We start from the raw sequence: 19278 nt of genomic DNA on the forward strand, positions 1-19278 counted from the left end.
GATGAGATGTTAAAACCATCTTTGGAAAATTGATTTAAACCATTTAAATTTTTGAGAAAATGAAATGAAGCGAATTAATGTGGCAATTTGTGGTTTTGGACGGATTGGGCAACAAATTGCAGAGCTTCTTTTAAATCGATCAGCATACTATAAACAAAAATATCAAATTGATGCCCGTTTAGTGGGTATCTGCAACTCATCATCAGGCTTAATTGACCAAGAAGGTTTACAAGCTGCAAAGTGGCTAGATAAAACACAGTATCAAGAAGGAGTAACTGAGCAAAAGTTTTTAGAACAGGTTCAAGCAGATGTCATTATTGAGACAGGGCCAAGTGACTATGTGACAGGTGGAAAGGGTCTATTTTATTTAGATTATGCTTTAACACATAGCATGAATGCGATTGCGGTATCTAAAGGTGCTTTAGTCGTAGAAGGCAAAAAATTAATTAACTTGGCAAATAAGCAGAATAAAAAACTATTTTTTAGCGGTGCGACGGCTGCGGCCTTACCAACTGTTGATTTGTTTGAATATAACCTAGCTGGCTGCCAAATTTTAGAAGTTGAAGGTGTTTTTACGGGCACCACAAATTTTATTTTAAATGATATGTTGCAACATGAATGTGCGTTTGCAGAATCTCTTGAAAAAGCTCAAGCAAAAGGTATTGCGGAACCTGACAGTTCTTTCGATGTAGATGGATGGGATACTGCTGCAAAAATTACGATACTAGCCAATACTGTTTTGGGAGCTGATATAAAAATTCAAGATATTCCAAGACAAGGAATCAGTCATGTGACTGCCGATCATATCCGTGATTGGAAAAAAGAAGATTTAATTCCTCGTCTGGTTGGTTTTATTCATCTGAAAAATCAGCAAATTCAAACAGGTGTTGAGTTACGTTTAGTTCCGATAAATCACCCTTTTGCTCATCTGCAAGGTTCTAATAAATGCATTCGGGTGTTAACGCAAGAAATGGGTGAATTTGTAGTAAGTGGAGGGGCATCTGCACCTTTAGCCACAGCAGCCGCGGCTTTATAAGATTTTGAGTTGATGATAAAAATGGGCTGCTAAAAATTAATCATGATTTATAAAAAAGCAGGCTTATGCCTGCTTCTCAAAACTTTTTTGACTATTAAATAGCTTCTTTCCAATTTCAAACTTACTAAACATTAAGTAGTTGCCGAGTAAAATTAATAAAATTCCAAAGACAGCATTTAAAGTCCATACATATCCTTCAAAGAAAGTAGAAACTGTTAAAGCAACTAAAGGGAAGAGCAACGTGCTATATGCTGCTTTGGCTGCGCCAATTCGTCCAACCAGAGAAAAATAAGCAGAGAACCCAATAATAGTACCAAATATAGCCAAGTAAAGTACCGAGCTTAAAAATGGGAAATTCATTGGCGGCATTAAATCTTGGCCAGTAAATAACGCTAGACTTAACATCACCAATGCACCATAGGTCATTGCATAACAGTTTGTTGAAAAGATATTTAGGCCACGTTTTTGATGTCTAACACTAATCATATTACCTAAAGAAAAACCGTAAGTGCCTATTGCACATAGACCGATACCCATTAGTAACTGTGCATTAAACTGACTATTAACCAGGTCATGCCAGAACAGTAAAACAATACCTATGAGTCCTAAAATTGCAGCTGGGGCAAAATTTGGTGATGGTTTTTGCTTAAAAAAGATAAGCGCATTAATAGCATTAAAGAAAACGGCCATCGAAAAAATAACGGACTCTAAACCGCTGTTTACATATTTAACTGCGGTATAAAAACAAATAAAGTTTAAGCCGAAAACACAAAGACCTTGTAGTATACAAAACAAATGATCTTTTAAAGCAATTCGCTGTAATTTTCCTGAAAATAGTAAAACAACCCAAAGTAATAAGGCTGAAATAGCAAAACGCCATAAAATTGCGACAACGGGTGTTGCATAATGGCTTTGAACGGCAATTCCAATCCATGTTGTTCCCCAAATCAACACCACCGCAACATAGAGTAAAATATTCATAACTTCATCCTCGATTACCAAGCTTAAGTATCTAGGAATGCTTCATTTTTCACGTATATATTCTTGTGTTGTACATGCAAGATCTTGCGTTTTTTATATGACTGAACTAGCTGAATTTTGCTGAATATGGTTAACTTAAGCTCAATGATATTCGTTTTAATTTTGCATGGTCTATCAAACTTTAGAACATCTACAGCAATCTAAAGCCAAGCTTCACGAAACTGTGGTGCTTGATGAAAATATGCAACTTGCATTTTGGTCTAATCAGCAAGATCGTGTAAGTGTCTGTAGCGATCATCACACTCTAAGTCTTTATATTCAAGATGGCTATGAAAGCTATCAAAAAACACCTGCAGGCTGGAAAAATGGTGGCGGGCCGGGTCGTTTTTGCTTATTGCCTGAACATCAGGAGTCGACTTGGGATATCCGAGGTGGACTTAAATTCGTTCACTTGTATTATACCGACCAACACTTGCGTGATGTTGCCGAAAAAATATGGGACAAAGAACCCAATCAAATTGAACTAAACGAAGTTGTGTTTAATGACGATGAACGGATTCGAGCGTTATATCAATTCTTCTTGCTAGATTGTGATTGGAAAGATTCTTCAAATCATTTGCAAATGAGTACAACAGCAAGTTTATTGTTGAATCATTTAATTCGAAGATATAGCAACGTGAAGTGGCAGCAACCCGTCATTAAAGGTGGGCTGGCGCCTCATAGACTCAAATATATTCAAGACTGGATTGAAGGGCATCTAGACCAAGCATTGACTTTGTCTGACTTAGCAAATGTTGTGAATTTAAGCGAATATCATTTTGCCCATATGTTTAAACAGTCCACGAATATGGCGCCTCACCAATATGTCATGCAAAGACGCTTAACTAAGGCAAAGGGGCTAATTCAGTCATCTCAGCTTTCTTTGCAAGATATTGCGCTAGTATGTGGGTTTAGCTCAGCAAGCCATTTAAGTCATCGCTTTAAACAGTTTTATGGCATGAGTCCTTCGCAGTTACGTTAAGTGTCTAATGTAATTGGTTTCTCCTGAGCTGCATCAAAGGCAGCTCTTGCTGCATCAATATCAGCAATATGCTGCTGCGCCCATTGGCCTAAAGCAATTACAGGTTCTGTAAGTGAATGGCCTAGTGGAGTTAATTCATATTCAACATGAGGTGGAACTACAGGATAAACTGTACGTTTAACTAATCCATCTCTTTCTAAACCACGCAAGCATAAGGTAAGCATACGTTGTGATATTCCATTGATATTTCTCTTTATTTCAGAAAAACGATGTGGGCGTGATGCAAGTGTCATTACGATGAGGATGCTCCATTTTTCACCAACCCTAGCCAAGACTTGACTGACTCTTTGACAATCTGAACTCTGGATATCATGAGGTATGGTTACAGTCATATTACTTGGTTCCCTAAATGTGCCTTCTTGTGCATAAGAATAATAGTAGTAACATAATTAGTTCAAGTAACAATTTTATACTATGGGTATAAACGATGAAACTACTTCAAATTGACACAAGTATATTAGGTGAGCAGTCTGTTAGCCGCCAACTCACCTCATCTGTTGTTGGAAAGCTCAGCACAGCTTATCCAAATGCAGAAATTATTCATCACGATTTTGCTTTAGAACCAATTCCTCATTTGTCTGATGCTGAGTTTTTGGCATGGCAAGGAATTGAACCTAATAATGAAACAGCGCAGCAACGTGTTGCACAAAACACCCAATATTTGGATGAGTTCTTATCGTCAGATATCGTTGTAATTGGCGCACCTATGTATAACTTTAGTTTTCCATCACAGTTAAAAGCGTGGCTTGACCGCCTATCTGTTGCCGGGAAAACATTCTGTTATACGGAAAACGGCCCTCAAGGTTTAGTAGAAGGTAAACGTGTCATTATTGCTTCTTCGCGTGGTGGTGTGTATTCAGAAGGTTCACCAGCCGAAGTTTTAGACTATCAAGAAACTTATATCAAAGCGTTTTTCAATTTTATTGGTGTTACTGATATTACTTTTGTGCGTGCGGAAGGGATCGCTTTCGGCCCAGAAGCACGTCAAGCTGCCTTAGATAATGCAGCTGCGCAAATCGCACAGTTAGCAGGTTAATATATAAATAGCCGAACAGTAATATGACTGTCCGGCCTTAAAGAGATTTTGATTTTAAGGAGTCAATTAAATCAGCAAATAACTAAAAGAAAGATAGCCAATTTAACCTCAAGCCAATCCATCAATCATTTGAGTAGGTGAAAGCCATCAAAAAAATTGATTCATACGGATCAAGAACATCAAAAACTAGTAACTTTTAGTTAATTGAATCAGTGAGATGTGCTAGGCAGCTATAGCATACAGAACAAAAATGACTTTCTTATTTTTTTAAAAAGATATTCTTCTAAAAAATCTCTAGAAGAATACCTTTCTTTTACTTTTTAATGATCATGTTCTAAATAATCAGGTTTTTTCGGAAGCGCAAGGCTACATAAGAAACATATAATCAGCATGATAATTACATATATAAAGAAGGTGTTTTCAATTCCGGCAGCTTTAAACTGTAAGGCAACTGAAGGTGCAGAACCACCAAACAGAGCATTACCTACTGCATACGAAAAACCTACGCCTAAAGCTCGTACATGAGGTGGGAACATTTCAGCTTTTACCAAACCACTGATAGATGTATAGAAACTGAGTAACATCATCATAAAAATAAGTAGCAAGGCAATAATGATCGGCGAATCAATATAGGCACGCATCCCGATCACCATGACTGGGTAGATAAAAATCGCAGACAATAAGCTAAAGGCCAGCATTGAAGAGCGTCGCCCAATACGGTCGGAAATAGCACCAAATACAGGTTGAGCACACATATAGACAAATAGGGCAAAGGTCATGATATAACCAACAGTTTTTCCATCCATCCCTAAATTGGTTAGATAGGTTTTTGAATAAACGGTCTCTACATAAAACGTTAATGAACCAGCAGAAGTGTATCCAACCACTAATAAAAAGGTTTTCCAATGTTTCTTAAAGAGTTCTCTTAAGCTGCCAGATTCTTTTCGTTCGCTGTCTTGATGAGAAAGCGTTTCTTCTAAGCGACTACGTGCAAGCAAAGAAAAAATTGCTGCAATACCACCAATAACAAACGGAATACGCCATCCACCATCATGTAATTGTTGTTCACTTAAGAACGTTAATAAAATTACACCAAGTAAGCTTGCGAGTAATTGACCACCAGAGAGTGTGACGTATTGAAAAGATGCATAAAAACCACGTTGACCTTTTAAGCCTAATTCACTCATATAGGTTGCTACAGCGCCATATTCACCACCAACCGATAAGCCTTGAAGTAAGCGCACTACAAGTAAAAGGAAAGGGGCAAATAAGCCAACTTGGTCATAAGTAGGTAGGGCTGCAAATAGAAAAGAACTCAAAGCCATCAGACAAATTGAGATGACCATCGACTTTTTTCGACCATGTCGGTCTGCAATTCGTCCAAATACCCAACTACCAATAGGACGCATAAAAAAGCTTGCAGCAAACACACCCCAAACATAAATAGACTTGGTCGTACTATCCATATCAGGTGCTGTTAGCGCTTGAGTAAAGTAGGCAGCAAATACTGCATAGATGTAAAAGTCGAACCATTCAACTAAATTACCAGAGGCTGCGCCTACAATTCCACGTATTCTGCTACGTTTTTCTTCCTGAGTGTATGTCATATTTCTTCCATCATTTTGCAGACAAAAATGAGGAATTTATAGATATGCTGGATAGAAAATGAATGAAACTTTAAATATCACTCGAGCCTGAGCACTTCCTTAAATTCCTAACCATTCATTTTTTCTAATTTTAAAATTCGATTCTAGAGAGATTACGTCCTTTTGTTCGATTTAAAGAGATTTTCCCCAATGATCGAACACTTCCTTTCGTTTAACTTCATAATTAATTGTATTGAAAACCAATCAGCTAATTTAACAACGGTATTTTTTTATTTTATTTCTCCTTTTAAGTTCCATTTTGAGCTTAAGTTTATTTTGAATATTTGGTAATACTTAAAAAGTTATAGTGTCAATTCCTAATAAAATAAATGAAATTTATATAATGATAAGTTCATAAAAGTTGTATCACATTCATTTAATCGAAAAAGTACAGAATGTGTTGTTTCTCAATATATGTAGCTGTATTCTTGCGTGGCTAAAAATAGACTCCGCACTCATTTCTAGCGCTTTAGAATTATGCACGGTATGGCAGGTAGTTATTCAATGGAAAGACATTCGTTAAATCTTCACTTCATGACATGCTCTAAAACAGCATTGGCTTCATCTATTGCACTCATAACATCTGTCGTCTATGCAAATGAAGTGGAGGTTTCGCAGCTCCCAACCATTACTGTGAATGCTACACAATATAGTGATGAGTTATATACATCTAAAAAAGTGAGTTTATCTGGTTTTCAAACTGGTGATATAAAGAAAGTTCCTGCATCTATTACCACCATTACAACTGCGCGCATAGCAGACCAACACGCAAAAACGTTAACTGATGTTATTAAAAATGATTCATCGTTAGGCGATGGCTACGCTCCTATTGGCTACTATCCAAACTTTGTAGCACGTGGTTTTGCGCTTGACTTAGGTTCGAGTTATCTCATTAACGGCCATACCATACGTGGCGAGCAAAATGTGGCTCTAGAAAATAAAGAACAAGTTGAAATCTTAAAAGGCATTTCTGCAATTCAAAGTGGAATGTCGACACCAGGCGGTGTTGTTAACTATGTCACCAAAAGACCAGCCGATGTTAAAAACATTACTGTAGATGCAAATTCAGAAGGCGGCTATACACTGGCAACAGATGTTGGCGGCTTTGTTAATGATAGTTTTGGTTATCGAATCAATTTAGCCCATGAAAGCATCCATCCAAATGTTGATCACGCAAATGGTAAACGAGAGTTTGGTTCAGTTGCTTTAGACTGGAAAATTAATAAGCGTTCTAAATTATTGTTTGATATTGAAGCTCAGCATCAAAGTCAACGTTCAGTACCAGGTTATCAACTGCTTGATGGACAAGAAGTACCAACAAATGTAGATCAAGACCGTTTATTGGGTTACCAGTCTTGGAGTAAACCTGTTGTAAATAACAGTGTAAATGCGAGTTTGAAATATCAATATGCATTTAACGAGCAATGGAATGGTAGCTTAAGTGCGTCTCAAAGCCGTGTTGTGATTGATGATTATATTGTGTTTCCTTATGGAAGTTATTATTCATCGGGTAATCCACTTGCAGTATTTGACAAAGATGGAAACTATGATCTTTATGACTATCGTAGCCCAGATGACACACGTATAACTAATCAGTTTTCTGCTGGGTTAGAGGGTCAATTCAATACTGGCAATATTCAGCATCAGGTAGCTTTTGAATTGCAAAATACACGTAAAAACCTGAAGCGTTATGATCCGAGTAATCAACTTATTGAGAATGAAATTGGCAATATTTATACTGATTCATCAGATTTTAAAATGCCACCAGAAAAATTAGGCAATCGCTTTAAAGCTCTAGAAAGCGATCAGACTGCTTTTACCATATCTGACCGAGTTCAGTTTAACGATCAATGGTCAACTTTATTGGGTGGAAAACTTATTCATCTTGACGAACAAGCCTATAAGCCAGATGGCCATCAAAGCCGAGACACAGATTTAAATAAGTTCTTACCACAATTAGCGCTTATGTATAGCCCAACTGCTAAGACTAATCTTTATGCTTCATATGCCAAAGAATTATCGGATGGTGGTGAAGCACCTTGGTATACAAACAATGTCATGTATGGCACTGGTCCCCAGATATTATCACCTAGAAATTCTGAACAATATGAAATTGGTGTTAAGCAACAAATACGAAACTTCTTATTAACAGCAGCTATTTTTGATTTAAAACAAGACAATCAATATAGCAAAGTAAATGCTGATGGAACTTTCGATTTTATTGAACAAGGTGAACAGCACAATCAAGGTATTGAATTAGGTTTAACTGGTGCATTAACCGATACAGTTGACGTAAGCTCTGGCATTACCTATACCAAATCTCGTCTAGTTGATATTGATAGTGATAGCTACAAAGATCATCAAACTCAAAATGTACCGAAAATACGCGCAACTGCACAGTTATCTTATAAAGTACCTTCAGTTGAAGGATTAAGATTGCTCAGTGGCATGCAATACAGTAGCAGTAAATATGCAAACAAAGAGGGAACTGTAAAAGTAGGCGGTTACAGCGTTTTTAATGTTGGTGCTGCCTATAAAACAAATTTTGCTGGGCATGACACAACTTTTAGATTCAATATTGACAACTTATTTAATAAGAAATATTGGCGTGATGTAGGCGCATTTATGGGTGATGACTATCTATTCTTAGGTAATCCACGTACAGCTCAGCTCTCTACAACTTTTAGTTTTTAAAAGTTATAGAGCAAATAAAAAAGGAGCTTTTCAAAGCTCCTTTTTTATTTCAGGAATTAAGCCGACATTTTTGGTTTAACCATATTATTAATCGACAAGATATCATCAAGCACTTGTGCCGATAATAAACCTTCATTTTGAACTAAAGCCAATACGCTTTGTCCAGTTTCGTTTGCAGTTTTAGCAATACGAGTTGTAGTTTCATAACCTAGATATGGGTTAAGTGCAGTCACGATACCAATCGAGTTTTCAACCAAAGCTTTACAATGCTCAGGGTTCGCCGTAATTGTATCAATACACTTACTTTGGAACATTGCCATTGCCTTACCAAGCAAATCCATAGATTCAAACAGTTTGAATGCAATAAGTGGTTCCATTGCATTTAACTGTAATTGGCCAGCTTCAGCAGCTAAAGTTACAGCTAAGTCATTTGCAATGATTTGGAAACAAGCAAGGTTCATCGCTTCAGGAATAACTGGGTTTACTTTACCCGGCATGATCGAGCTACCCGGTTGACGTGCTTCTAAGTTAATTTCATTAATGCCAGTACGTGGACCACTTGAAAGTAAACGTAAGTCATTGGCAATTTTTGAAAGTTTAGTTGCAGTACGTTTTAATAAACCAGATAAAAGAACAAAGTCACCCATATCTGAAGTTGCTTCGATTAGATCAGGAGCAGACTTAATTTTCTTACTAGAAATTTTTGCAAGTGCTTGAATAGCGAGTTCACGGTAACTATATTCAGTGGTTATTCCCGTACCAATCGCGGTACCACCAAGGTTCATATAAGCTAGAACATTTGGAATAAGCGTATTAATTTGTTCAAGATCTTTTTGTAGAGTTACTGCAAAAGCACCAAACTCTTGACCTAATGTCATAGGAACCGCATCTTGTAACTGCGTACGGCCCATTTTTAGGATGTGAGCAAATTCTTGAGATTTATTGCGGAAACTTAAGATTAAATTGTTAAAAGGAAGATTTAGTTCATCTAAGCTTAATAACAAACCTAAGCGAATCGCAGTAGGGTACACGTCATTTGTTGACTGTGACATGTTAATGTCGTTATTTGGATGTAGATATTGATATTGACCTTTAGAATGTCCCATATATTCTAAAGCAACATTCGCCAATACTTCATTTGCATTCATATTGGTTGAAGTACCAGCACCGCCTTGCATCATATCAATCGGGAACTGGTCATGAAAATTACCGCGAATTAGCTGATTACAGCTGTATTCAATTGCTTCAAATTTAGTCTGATCTAAGCTTTTGAGATTATAGTTCGCTTCAGCGCAAGCAAGCTTTACCATTGCTAAAGCTTTAATAAGGTGAGGGAAATTTCCGACCTTGCTTTGAGTTAAATTAAAGTTTTCTAGAGCACGTAATGTTTGAACTCCGTAGTAGTCGTTATTATTGATCTCTCTATAACCAATAAGATCCTTCTCAATACGGGTGGTAATTTCAGCGTTCATCATTAAACTTCGAATTAGTAAAGAAGATAATTCATATTAGATTTCGAAATGCTTCACTTCTAATGCATTTATCAAGTTAATTATGCATTTTTTGCATATCAAATTTTTAATGTTATAGAGAACTAACGAGGAGATTTAACTTACATCTCCTAATTTAACTTAAATTTTATTATTTAAATTAATATCTTAATATTAAGATAGGGTTAATTAAAAAAATTGCTTGATACAGTGAAATGTCATCTAATTTTTGAGAAGAAACCTATTACAAAATTTAAGACTGATTAATTTAAGTGAAATATCAACTTAATTATCTTTATTATTAGCTTTTAAAGTGGAGCTTATCTAACAAATTTACATAAAAATGTGATGCATTTCACATAAAAACCACTATAATATGAAAAAATTTTAGTTTTAAGTTTATGTTAAAAGTCACAGCCGCATTAATTATCTTGGGAAGTTTTACATACTATGTACTTTTCCATGGTGAAGAGAAAAGTGAGTCTAAAACTTCTCGTCTGCTTAAAGAAGCAGAGCAATCTATCGCTTCTGCTGAAACTTCTGTAAATAAGGCCAATAGTATTGTACCCATATCTTATAAGTAGCTACAGCTCTTAGGTTAATCTTTTATATCTTTCAACAAAATATTGTTTTACTTAGACTTTTTTAAGTTTAGGTAAAAGACTGTATGTATAGAGACAAAATTCATGAGAATGAAGTTTATCGCCTATGATCCCAATTCTGGGGAAAAATTAAACTTAAAAGAGCATATTCACCACATGGATAAATACACTACTTATATCTTTTTTAGTGATGAAAAAGACAATATGGTGTTCAATCCACAGAAAAAGCAAGTTTTTGAAATTACTCAATATACTTCTAATATGATGGTTGAAATTTCAAGAAAGCTATATTACCTCATTGGTGAATATTAGAAATTCATATGTATTCAGTCTTAGGTTAAATACTTTAGTAGAATAGTCAGGTTTTTTGGGTTGAGCTATACTGCAAGCATATCTTCTGATTTAAATGAATTTATTAGGTCAGAGAGCTTAAGTCCTAAAATAGACAAGATATTAATTTTTCTGTTTTACAGTCCGTATTCTTCCCCAAGGTGCGGACTTTTTTTATTAAAAATAAAACTTGAGTAAATCTTGTGATTATTTCTGTTTTTTATTAAGGGGAAATTGGTTATTTACTTAAGTTATATTAACCTTACTATTTGATTTAAAATAATTTTTAGAACAATAATTTTATATTTGTTTGAGTTATTGAGTTAAATCAAAGTCTTTTATTCTCTTACGCTCGTTTCTATGTCAGAATTATTCAATACTTATTTTTATTGTTTGGCTTTGCCAATCCTCCATCGCATTTTTGCAGGTACTCCCATGTTTTATAATTTTTATTCATCGATTCAGCTATTTATTCAGCTTCCCAACCAGACAAATTAAGGACATAAATATAAAAAGGGAATGCATAAAATGAACTTAGAAGTACGTTGGGTAGAAGACCTTTTAACACTAGAACGTGAGCGTTCTATTTCAAAAGCAGCCGAAAAACGATTTATTAGTCAATCTGCGTTTACGCGTAGAATTCAGCAAATAGAAGAGATGATTGGAGCTGAAGTTATTATTCGAAATAATAAAAATAATATTGAATTTACTGACATTGGGCGAATTATGCTGGTGATGTCTAAAAATATTGAGAAGCAGGTAGAAGAAACAGCCAAGCTGATTAAAAATATCAAAAATGAAACCGAATCTACGATTCGTTTCTGTGTTGTTCATTCATTAGCATCGGGTTTTTTGACCACTTTTTTAAAAAAATTCCCAACATTTATGCGTGATTTAAAAATCGAAATTGTCGCAACGAATAGTGGAGAAGGCTTATCTCTTTTAAAAGAAGGAGCCTGCGATTTTATGATTTGTTATGCAGATCGATCTAATATTAATCGAGTTGGTGATGATATTTTAAGTGGTATCAAGATCGCCGAAACAGAAATTGTTCCTGTGTCAGCTACCGAGGCTGACCATACGCCTAAGCATACAATTCAGAGTAACTTTTCATTACTTGCTTATAGTAAACATGCTTATTTACGCAAATTGGTCGATCAATTGATTGAAGGTAAACTGATCTATAAAACCTTATATGAAACTGACAACGCCACCAACTTGAAAGAGCTTGTATTACAAGGTTTAGGTGTGGCATGGATTCCAAAAATTAATGTAGAGGAAGATCTCGCTACCGAAAAATTGGTTATGTTGGACCATAACGAATATTGTCTGCCACAGGATATTTATATTTTTAAAAATAATTTGAGTGATAACAAATCAGTTCAGCAAATCTGGAAGGGCTTCCAAACTCAGCATGATTAAAATTTATAATGATATGTGATGTCTTCAAGATATTTACATACAAAGTAATCAATTAAATAACTCGTACCTTTGTCTTTGTGATGAAAGGCTTTATAAAGCATTGCTCATGGTCTAGATTCTTTGTTAATTTAGACCATATATCAATAATTCAGAAATTTAGTAGGCATTTTTATATATGCTGTACCTGATTTTATTCCTTTTGAATGGATTATTTGATCCAGACGGAGACAATTTTGTTTGATCTAGATAGTAGATTACTAAATATTTTTTATCATATTTATCGGTTTAAAAGTGTTTCAATGGCTGCTGATGCGATTGGCCTTACACAACCGAGCGTTAGTAATGGACTGAACAAAATCCGTCAGCATTTTAATGATCCACTTTTTATTCGTGTTGGGAATGAAATGATTCCAACTGAATTAGCAAAGGAGATTTTTCCACTCATTAGTGAAGTTATTGATAAAGTAGAAAGCATTAATAACTTTAGTGTGAACTTTGATCCGCTAACTTCAGATCAGCTTTTTACAATTGCGATGACAGATGTATCTCATCTGGTTTTATTACCGCAATTAACAAACTATTTAAAAGAGAAAGCCCCTTTAATTCGCTTGAATATTAGGCCGATTACGCCAGAAACTAGCTATCAAATGGCAAATGGTGAGATTGATCTTGCAATTGGCTTTTTACCGCAGTTAGAAGAAGGCTTTTATCAACAAAAGTTTTTTAAACAACATTATGTTGTGATTAGCTCTAAGAGCCATCCTCGTTTAGACCCAAATAATTTTACTTTAGATGATTATATGCGCGAGTATCATATCGATATTGATGCGGGAATCGGGCACTACCATATTAAAAATGAATTACAGAACAAAGGATTGGATCGAAATATTTTAATTCGATTACCGAGCTATCTTGGAGTGGGATTAGTCGTTCAAGAAACAGATGCGATCGCAACCGTGCCTTATTATTTAAGCCAAGTCTTATTGGTGAGAGAAAATTTACAGATTTTACCAGCACCTCTAGACTTCCCAACTTATGATGTTAAACAACATTGGCATATGTCTTGCCATCATAAAAGTAGCCATAAATGGTTCCGTCAAACCTGTTATGAACTTTTTAAAGTTTAAAAAAAGAAGGGGTAAGAAAAATTCTTACACCTTCTGCGTGGTTTGATTTTTAGACTTCAATTGCGACAGCTGTAGCTTCACCACCACCGATACATAATGCAGCAACACCTTTCTTTTTACCAAGGCGTTTTAAAGCATAGATAAGAGAAAGAATAATTCTTGAGCCAGTTGCGCCAATTGGATGGCCTAAAGCACAAGCACCGCCATGTACATTTACTTTTGCTTCATCAATGCCGAGTTCATGAATCGGTGCCATTGCTACCATTGCAAAAGCTTCATTAATTTCCCAAGCATCTACTTCATCAACAGACCAGCCAGCGCGCTCAAGTACTTTCTGAATTGCACTAATCGGAGCAATGGTAAATTCGCTTGGATGTTGTGAGTGAGTAGAAGTTGCAACAATTTTTGCCAAAGTATTTAAACCATGACTTTGAGCATATTCTTCAGTGGTGAGTACTAACGCAGCAGCACCATCAGAAATTGAGCTTGAGTTTGCAGCTGTAATTGTACCGTCCTTGCTAAAAGCAGGACGTAAAGTCGGAATTTTCTCAAGATTTGCTTTTAATGGTTGCTCATCTTGATCGATAACTTCGACACCCTTACGTGTTTTGACTTCAACAGGAACAATTTCTTCTTTGAAGTAACCTTCGGTAATGGCAGTTTGCGCTTTTTTAAGTGAAGAAATCGCAAAGTTATCCATTTGCTCACGGGTAAAGCCTTTGGTATTTGCCATGTCTTGAGCAAAAGAACCCATTAAACGGCCTGTTTCTGCATCTTCAAGGCCATCTAAAAACATATGGTCCTTAATCTCACCGTGACCCATACGGTAACCACCACGAGCTTTGGGTAAAATATAAGGCGCATTGGTCATAGATTCCATACCACCAGCCACAATAATATTGGCACTGCCTGCTTTTAGAGTATCTGATGCCATTAACACCGCTTTCATGGCAGAGCCACAAAGTTTATTAATGGTGACAGCGCCGACATGATCAGGTACACCAGCTTTACGCATCGCCTGACGAGCAGGACCTTGGCCAATACCCGCACTTAATACGCAACCAAAAATAACTTCATCTACTTGTTCAGGTTTAACACCTGCACGTTGGATCGATTCACGGATAACAGCAGCGCCAAGTTCTGGTGCAGTTAAAGCCGATAGGCTGCCTTGAAAACCGCCCATTGCAGTACGGCTACCTGAAACTATAACAATTGAACTCATCTTAATATCTCTTATTAATGTATTTGCTAAATTTGCCTTTAGCCGAAACTAAAGGCGCCGGTAAATTAAAAAGTAGGTGGGGTATAGCTAAGCGTTCTTCCAAAGAACCATAATAAAAATAAAACTAACGGAAAATGCACAACGAGTTGAGTGACTGTAAAACCAATCACATCTTTTGCTTTTAGTTTTAGAATGCCTAACATTGGAAGCATAAAGAATGGATTAATTAAGTTCGGTAAAGCTTCGGCTGCATTATAAATTTGTACAGACCAGCCTAAATGAACTTTCAAATCATTGGCTGCTTGCATAACATATGGGGCTTCAATAATCCATTTTCCACCACCAGACGGTACAAAGAACCCAAGAATCGCAGAGTAAATCCCCATCACGATTGCAAAGGTTTCTTTTGAAGCGATTGAAACGAAAAACTCAGCTATATAATGCGACAGCGATAAATCTTGACTGTTTAAAGCTTGCGTCATAATAAAAGCGATGCTTCCATAAAGTGGAAACTGAATTAAGATTCCTGATACAGCTGGAACTGCCTTTGAAACAGCATTTAAGAAGTTTCTTGGTGTTCCATGCAAGGCTAACCCAAGCATTAAAAACACAAAGTTGTATGTGTTTAAACTTGAAATAGCAATGATTGGATTGCTTTTTGAAAATTCAAAAAACATCCAGATTAAGCCTAATACGACCACAATAATCGTTAAGATAGGCGAGTTTTCTAACCAATCACCCGGACGCGTCGATTTTTCCTCATGTGGTTTGTCTTCTTCAAATTGAACATCAAAACTATCAATTGTTTTAACATTATTGCCTTTTGGAGCTGACCAGTAAGCGATTGCGATAGATACAATGACCAAAATAATGGTCATCGCAATTGATTGCCAAAGGAAAATCGTTTCGGTAAATGGAATAACCCCTGTTAGGTTATAAATTGACTCAGGTAAACTGGTTTTATTCGCTTGAAGCTGTGCTGCCGAAGAGCTAATTCCAAGTGCCCAAGTTGCTCCCATACCAATAATTGCCGCCGCCGCTGCTGCACGGTAATCCATGTTCAGCTCTTTACGTTTTGCTAATGCAATCACTAAAAGTGCAGTAAGAATCGTACTTACTGCCCAATTGACTAATGAAATTAACAAGCTGACAGTTGCAACTAAAACAATAGCACCACGTCCAGAATTTGGAATACGTGCCATTTTTTGGATTAGGAATTTTACGGGCTTAGATACAGAAACGACATAACCCACAATAATGAGCATCGTCATTTGCAGGGTAAAGGGAATAAGATTCCAGAAACCGTTACCGAAGGAAGTCGCGACATCGTGAATAGGTGCACCAATACCTAAAGAGGCAACTGACACGATAATGACGCCAAGTAATGCAAAAATATATGAATCAGGAAACCATTTTTCAGACCAGTCACTAATCCGAAGGGCAAATCTTTCAAAAATTCCTTGTTGTTTTTCCATAGCTGAAAAAATCCTTCTCGTTCTTATTTATAAACAGCACATCCGGTGCTTAAAAGGGCTAAGACTTAAGCTAACTTTGTAACTTAAGTCTTATCTGGCTAACTAAAAATTAGAATTTACGCAACTAAGGTTTTATAAAACTCGACACCTGTAGCAGCTTGAATCTGTTCAAGCGTGACATCTTTAGCAAGTTCAATGAGCTCTACACCTTGAGGTGTAATGTCCATTACGCCTAAGTCAGTAATGACGCGGTGAACCACACCTTTACCTGTTAAAGGTAGGCTACAGTTTTTCACGATCTTTGGCGTACCATCTTTTGCACAGTGTTCCATAAGCACTACAACTTTTTGGACACCAACAACCAAGTCCATTGCACCGCCCATACCTTTGACTTTCTTACCCGGAATCATCCAGTTCGCTAAGTCACCATTTTCGGAAACTTCCATTGCGCCTAAAATTGCAATGTTGACATGGCCACCGCGAATCATGGCAAAAGATTCTGAACTTGAGAAAAAAGCAGCACCAGGGCGAGCTGTAACAGTTTGTTTACCGGCGTTAATTAAATCGGCATCGACAGTTTCTTCTGTCGGAAATTCACCAATACCTAATAGGCCATTCTCAGATTGAAGCCAAACATTAATATTTTCAGGAATATAATTAGCAACGAGGGTAGGTAAGCCAATACCTAAATTGACATAAAAACCGTCTTCAAGTTCTTTTGCAGCACGTTGTGCCATTTCATTACGTGACCAAGCCATTTTATACTGCCTCCGTGCTTAAAGTTTTATGCTCAATACGTTTTTCAGGTGACGCATTAAGTACAATGCGGTTTACATAGATACCCGCTAAATGGATCTCATCTGGATCTAATTCACCAATTTCAACAACCTGTTCAACTTCGGCGATTGTAATTTTGCCAGCCATCGCACATTCAGGGTTAAAATTCTGAGCAGTTTTACGGAATACTAAGTTACCGGCCTTGTCTGCCTTATAGGCCTTAACAAGAGCTACATCTGCTGTTAAAGATTCTTCTAAAATGTAGTTTTTGCCATTAAAGGTACGTTCTTCCTTACCATCAGCAATGAGTGTACCTACGCCAGTTTGTGTGTAGAATGCTGGAATTCCAGCACCTCCAGCACGTAACTTTTCTGCTAAGGTGCCTTGTGGGGTTAGTTCAACTTCTAATTCACCATTTAAATATTGGCGCTCGAACTCTTTGTTTTCACCAACATAAGAAGAGATCATTTTTTTGATCTGTTTGGTTTGAAGCAATATACCTAAACCAAAATCATCTACACCAGCGTTATTTGAAATACATGTGAGACCAGTCACACCACTTTGTTTAACTGCAACAATCAGGTTTTCTGGGATTCCACATAGACCAAAACCGCCTACGGCAAGTGTTTGATTATCTGCAATAACGTCTTTTATTGCTGCCTCTGCATTGGCATAAACTTTATTCATTCTATTGTTATCCTATATCCCTTAGTAATCTTAGTTTTAGCATCACATTTTGCGTTATAGAAGTTAATTTTTTTAAAGGATTAATGAGTATATTCAATGAATGCTATCAAATTAACAACAAAAAATTAGATGTATAGAATGCTAAAATCTTCATGAATTTGCATTAATGTATTGAAAGTTATAATAATTAATAAACTTGGTTTAAGCGTATGCTTAGCACATCCTAAAATGCAGTCTTTAATTTTTTAAAATTTATATTGCACCAAAGCCTCAATAAATTGAGTCGAAATATTTGAAATTTCAAAATTCTTTTTATAAACAATTCCCACAGTTTTATGAATAGCTTCATCCTTTAATTCAATGAGGACGTTATGTTCTTTATCAATGTGTTTAGCAAAATGCCTTGGAATCGCACTTACCCCAATTCCATAAGCAACGAAACTTGAGAGTGATGAAATTTGATGACATTCAACTTTTAAATCGAGCGTTATATTATTTCGCAAACAATTTTGTTCAACTAAATATCGAACAATTGAAGGTTTTTGCAAGGTCACGAATGGGTTTGAACAAAGCTCCGACCATGTAATAGAAGGTGATTGAGCAAGTGGGTGAGTCTTAGGTAATAGAGCTAAGAAATCTTCTTCAAACAAAGGTCTAAATTCTAAGCCTTCGGTGAGATCAGGTTCAAAGCAGATACCAAGCTCGAAAATACCATCTTGTACTTTTTCTATAATGTTCTCGTTGGGAATATCGTGAATTGAAAAGTTAAGATTGGGATGAAGTTCTAAGAATTGATGAATCACCTCAGGCAAAATTGCATGAGTCACAAAGGGCATTGAAGCAATACTTAATGTTCCTCGATTGAGTTTAAAGCGTTGTTTAACGTCATTCTCCATTTCATCCCAATTGGCAAGTAACTTTTTAGCATAGGGAATGAGAGATTTGCCTTCCTGTGTAAGCTCAACTCGGCGTGTATTACGATTAAATAATTTTCCGCCTAATTCTTCTTCTAGGCTTTTGATAGTGAGGCTTAAAGCAGACTGGCTTAGATGTAACTCTAAGGAAGCATTGGCATAGTTGAGGGTACGCGCAAGAGCTAAAAAAGCTTTTAATTGTTTAAGCGTCATTTCTTTCCTTTGGATTGCCCAACTCATCTAGAAGGGTAATTTATACGAAAATTTGTCTAATATGATGTTTTTTGAAAAAAATTAAGAAAAAGAAATAAAGAGCAATAAGATGAGCTACTTCAGTAAATTTTCCCAACAGAACTCATCTGTGTTATTAGCAAAATATAGAGCCATTCCAACTAAATGAAAAAATAAATGACCTAACCAGATTGCTTGACGAGCAACTTTTAAGCCTTAATGAGTGAACGGCACTTTTATAATTTAGTTAGTAAGTATCAAAAGAATATATTAATTTTTACTATTTTGAGATAAGGCTTTATAAAAATCATATGAAAGGTTTGAACATGTCATTGCCATTGGTTTTTGATTCATTTGAGTAAGGCCTAAATTGAATATTTTTTACTATCAATTAAACTATCATTTTGTATATAAATTACTGTAATTAGATGGCTACAACTACACATAGTTCAATATATATTTCACGTCCAAGTAATTACGAGGGAGATGGAACTGACGATAAAGAAGAATTTATTGAGACATGCAAT

At 36.1% G+C, this 19278-nt stretch carries 17 protein-coding genes; 8 read left to right on the forward strand and 9 right to left on the reverse strand.

The genetic code is table 11. The features are described 5' to 3' along the window. The first annotated feature begins 64 nt into the window (after positions 1-64). Positions 65-1036 (forward strand): homoserine dehydrogenase, encoded by a 972-nt coding sequence (locus tag HJG58_RS08340; RefSeq protein WP_170248544.1) that lies wholly within the window; start codon positions 65-67, stop codon positions 1034-1036. 63 nt (positions 1037-1099) lie between these two features. Here the strand turns inward: HJG58_RS08340 and HJG58_RS08345 are convergent, their stop codons facing one another. Next, entirely contained in the window at positions 1100-2017 is a 918-nt protein-coding gene (locus HJG58_RS08345; RefSeq protein ID WP_170248545.1) for a DMT family transporter, read from the reverse strand. A gap of 166 nt (positions 2018-2183) precedes the next feature. Here HJG58_RS08345 and HJG58_RS08350 point away from each other — a divergent pair, with 166 nt between their 5' ends. Then, positions 2184-3038, forward strand: coding sequence for a helix-turn-helix domain-containing protein (locus HJG58_RS08350; RefSeq protein ID WP_170248546.1), 855 nt, complete (start codon positions 2184-2186; stop codon positions 3036-3038). Here HJG58_RS08350 and HJG58_RS08355 read toward each other — a convergent pair. Further along, complete coding sequence (locus HJG58_RS08355; protein WP_086264635.1) at positions 3035-3430, reverse strand: winged helix-turn-helix transcriptional regulator; 396 nt, start codon at positions 3428-3430, stop codon at positions 3035-3037. The genes HJG58_RS08350 and HJG58_RS08355 overlap by 4 nt on opposite strands. Positions 3431-3525: 95 nt before the next feature. On the opposite strand from HJG58_RS08355, the gene HJG58_RS08360 reads away from it, so the two are divergent. Further along, a complete protein-coding gene (locus tag HJG58_RS08360) occupies positions 3526-4134 on the forward strand; it encodes an FMN-dependent NADH-azoreductase (RefSeq protein ID WP_170248547.1) in 609 nt (202 codons plus the stop codon). A gap of 320 nt (positions 4135-4454) precedes the next feature. Here HJG58_RS08360 and HJG58_RS08365 read toward each other — a convergent pair whose 3' ends face one another. After that, positions 4455-5741, reverse strand: coding sequence for an MFS transporter (locus HJG58_RS08365; RefSeq protein WP_170248548.1), 1287 nt, complete (start codon positions 5739-5741; stop codon positions 4455-4457). A 516-nt stretch (positions 5742-6257) separates the two neighbouring features. Between HJG58_RS08365 and HJG58_RS08370 the strand changes: the two genes are divergently transcribed. After that, on the forward strand, positions 6258-8474 hold the full coding sequence (locus tag HJG58_RS08370; protein WP_170248549.1) for a TonB-dependent siderophore receptor: 2217 nt from the start codon (positions 6258-6260) through the stop codon (positions 8472-8474). Between the two features lie 56 nt (positions 8475-8530). Here the strand turns inward: HJG58_RS08370 and HJG58_RS08375 are convergent, their stop codons facing one another. After that, positions 8531-9949 (reverse strand): aspartate ammonia-lyase, encoded by a 1419-nt coding sequence (locus HJG58_RS08375; protein ID WP_170248550.1) that lies wholly within the window; start codon positions 9947-9949, stop codon positions 8531-8533. A gap of 416 nt (positions 9950-10365) precedes the next feature. Here HJG58_RS08375 and HJG58_RS08380 point away from each other — a divergent pair, with 416 nt between their 5' ends. From HJG58_RS08380 to HJG58_RS08395, 4 genes are all read left to right on the forward strand, one after another. Next, positions 10366-10548: a hypothetical protein gene (locus HJG58_RS08380; RefSeq protein ID WP_002113649.1), complete on the forward strand. Its 183-nt coding sequence runs from the start codon at positions 10366-10368 to the stop codon at positions 10546-10548. 108 nt (positions 10549-10656) lie between these two features. Then, positions 10657-10878 (forward strand): hypothetical protein, encoded by a 222-nt coding sequence (locus tag HJG58_RS08385; protein ID WP_080649678.1) that lies wholly within the window; start codon positions 10657-10659, stop codon positions 10876-10878. Positions 10879-11424: 546 nt separating this feature from the next. Then, complete coding sequence (locus HJG58_RS08390) at positions 11425-12318, forward strand: LysR substrate-binding domain-containing protein (protein WP_170248551.1); 894 nt, start codon at positions 11425-11427, stop codon at positions 12316-12318. Positions 12319-12551: 233 nt separating this feature from the next. After that, positions 12552-13445 carry a LysR family transcriptional regulator gene (locus HJG58_RS08395; RefSeq protein ID WP_003651675.1) on the forward strand — a complete coding sequence of 298 codons (894 nt, stop codon included), beginning with the start codon at positions 12552-12554 and terminating at the stop codon, positions 13443-13445. Positions 13446-13494: 49 nt separating this feature from the next. Here HJG58_RS08395 and HJG58_RS08400 read toward each other — a convergent pair whose 3' ends face one another. From HJG58_RS08400 to HJG58_RS08420, 5 genes are all read right to left on the reverse strand, one after another. Next, on the reverse strand, positions 13495-14667 hold the full coding sequence (locus HJG58_RS08400; protein WP_170248552.1) for a thiolase family protein: 1173 nt from the start codon (positions 14665-14667) through the stop codon (positions 13495-13497). A gap of 65 nt (positions 14668-14732) precedes the next feature. Continuing rightward, complete coding sequence (locus HJG58_RS08405; RefSeq protein WP_170248553.1) at positions 14733-16142, reverse strand: short-chain fatty acid transporter; 1410 nt, start codon at positions 16140-16142, stop codon at positions 14733-14735. A 116-nt stretch (positions 16143-16258) separates the two neighbouring features. Beyond that, positions 16259-16900 carry a 3-oxoacid CoA-transferase subunit B gene (locus tag HJG58_RS08410; RefSeq protein WP_014206696.1) on the reverse strand — a complete coding sequence of 214 codons (642 nt, stop codon included), beginning with the start codon at positions 16898-16900 and terminating at the stop codon, positions 16259-16261. 1 nt (position 16901) lies between these two features. Then, the gene (locus HJG58_RS08415; protein WP_170248554.1) at positions 16902-17606 is read right to left on the reverse strand and encodes a CoA transferase subunit A; all 705 of its coding nucleotides are present in this window, start codon (positions 17604-17606) and stop codon (positions 16902-16904) included. Positions 17607-17851: 245 nt separating this feature from the next. Further along, positions 17852-18733 (reverse strand): LysR family transcriptional regulator, encoded by an 882-nt coding sequence (locus tag HJG58_RS08420; RefSeq protein WP_170248555.1) that lies wholly within the window; start codon positions 18731-18733, stop codon positions 17852-17854. Positions 18734-19278 lie beyond the last annotated feature (545 nt).

This window comes from Acinetobacter geminorum, from assembly GCF_013009345.1.
GTDB lineage: Bacteria > Pseudomonadota > Gammaproteobacteria > Pseudomonadales > Moraxellaceae > Acinetobacter > Acinetobacter geminorum.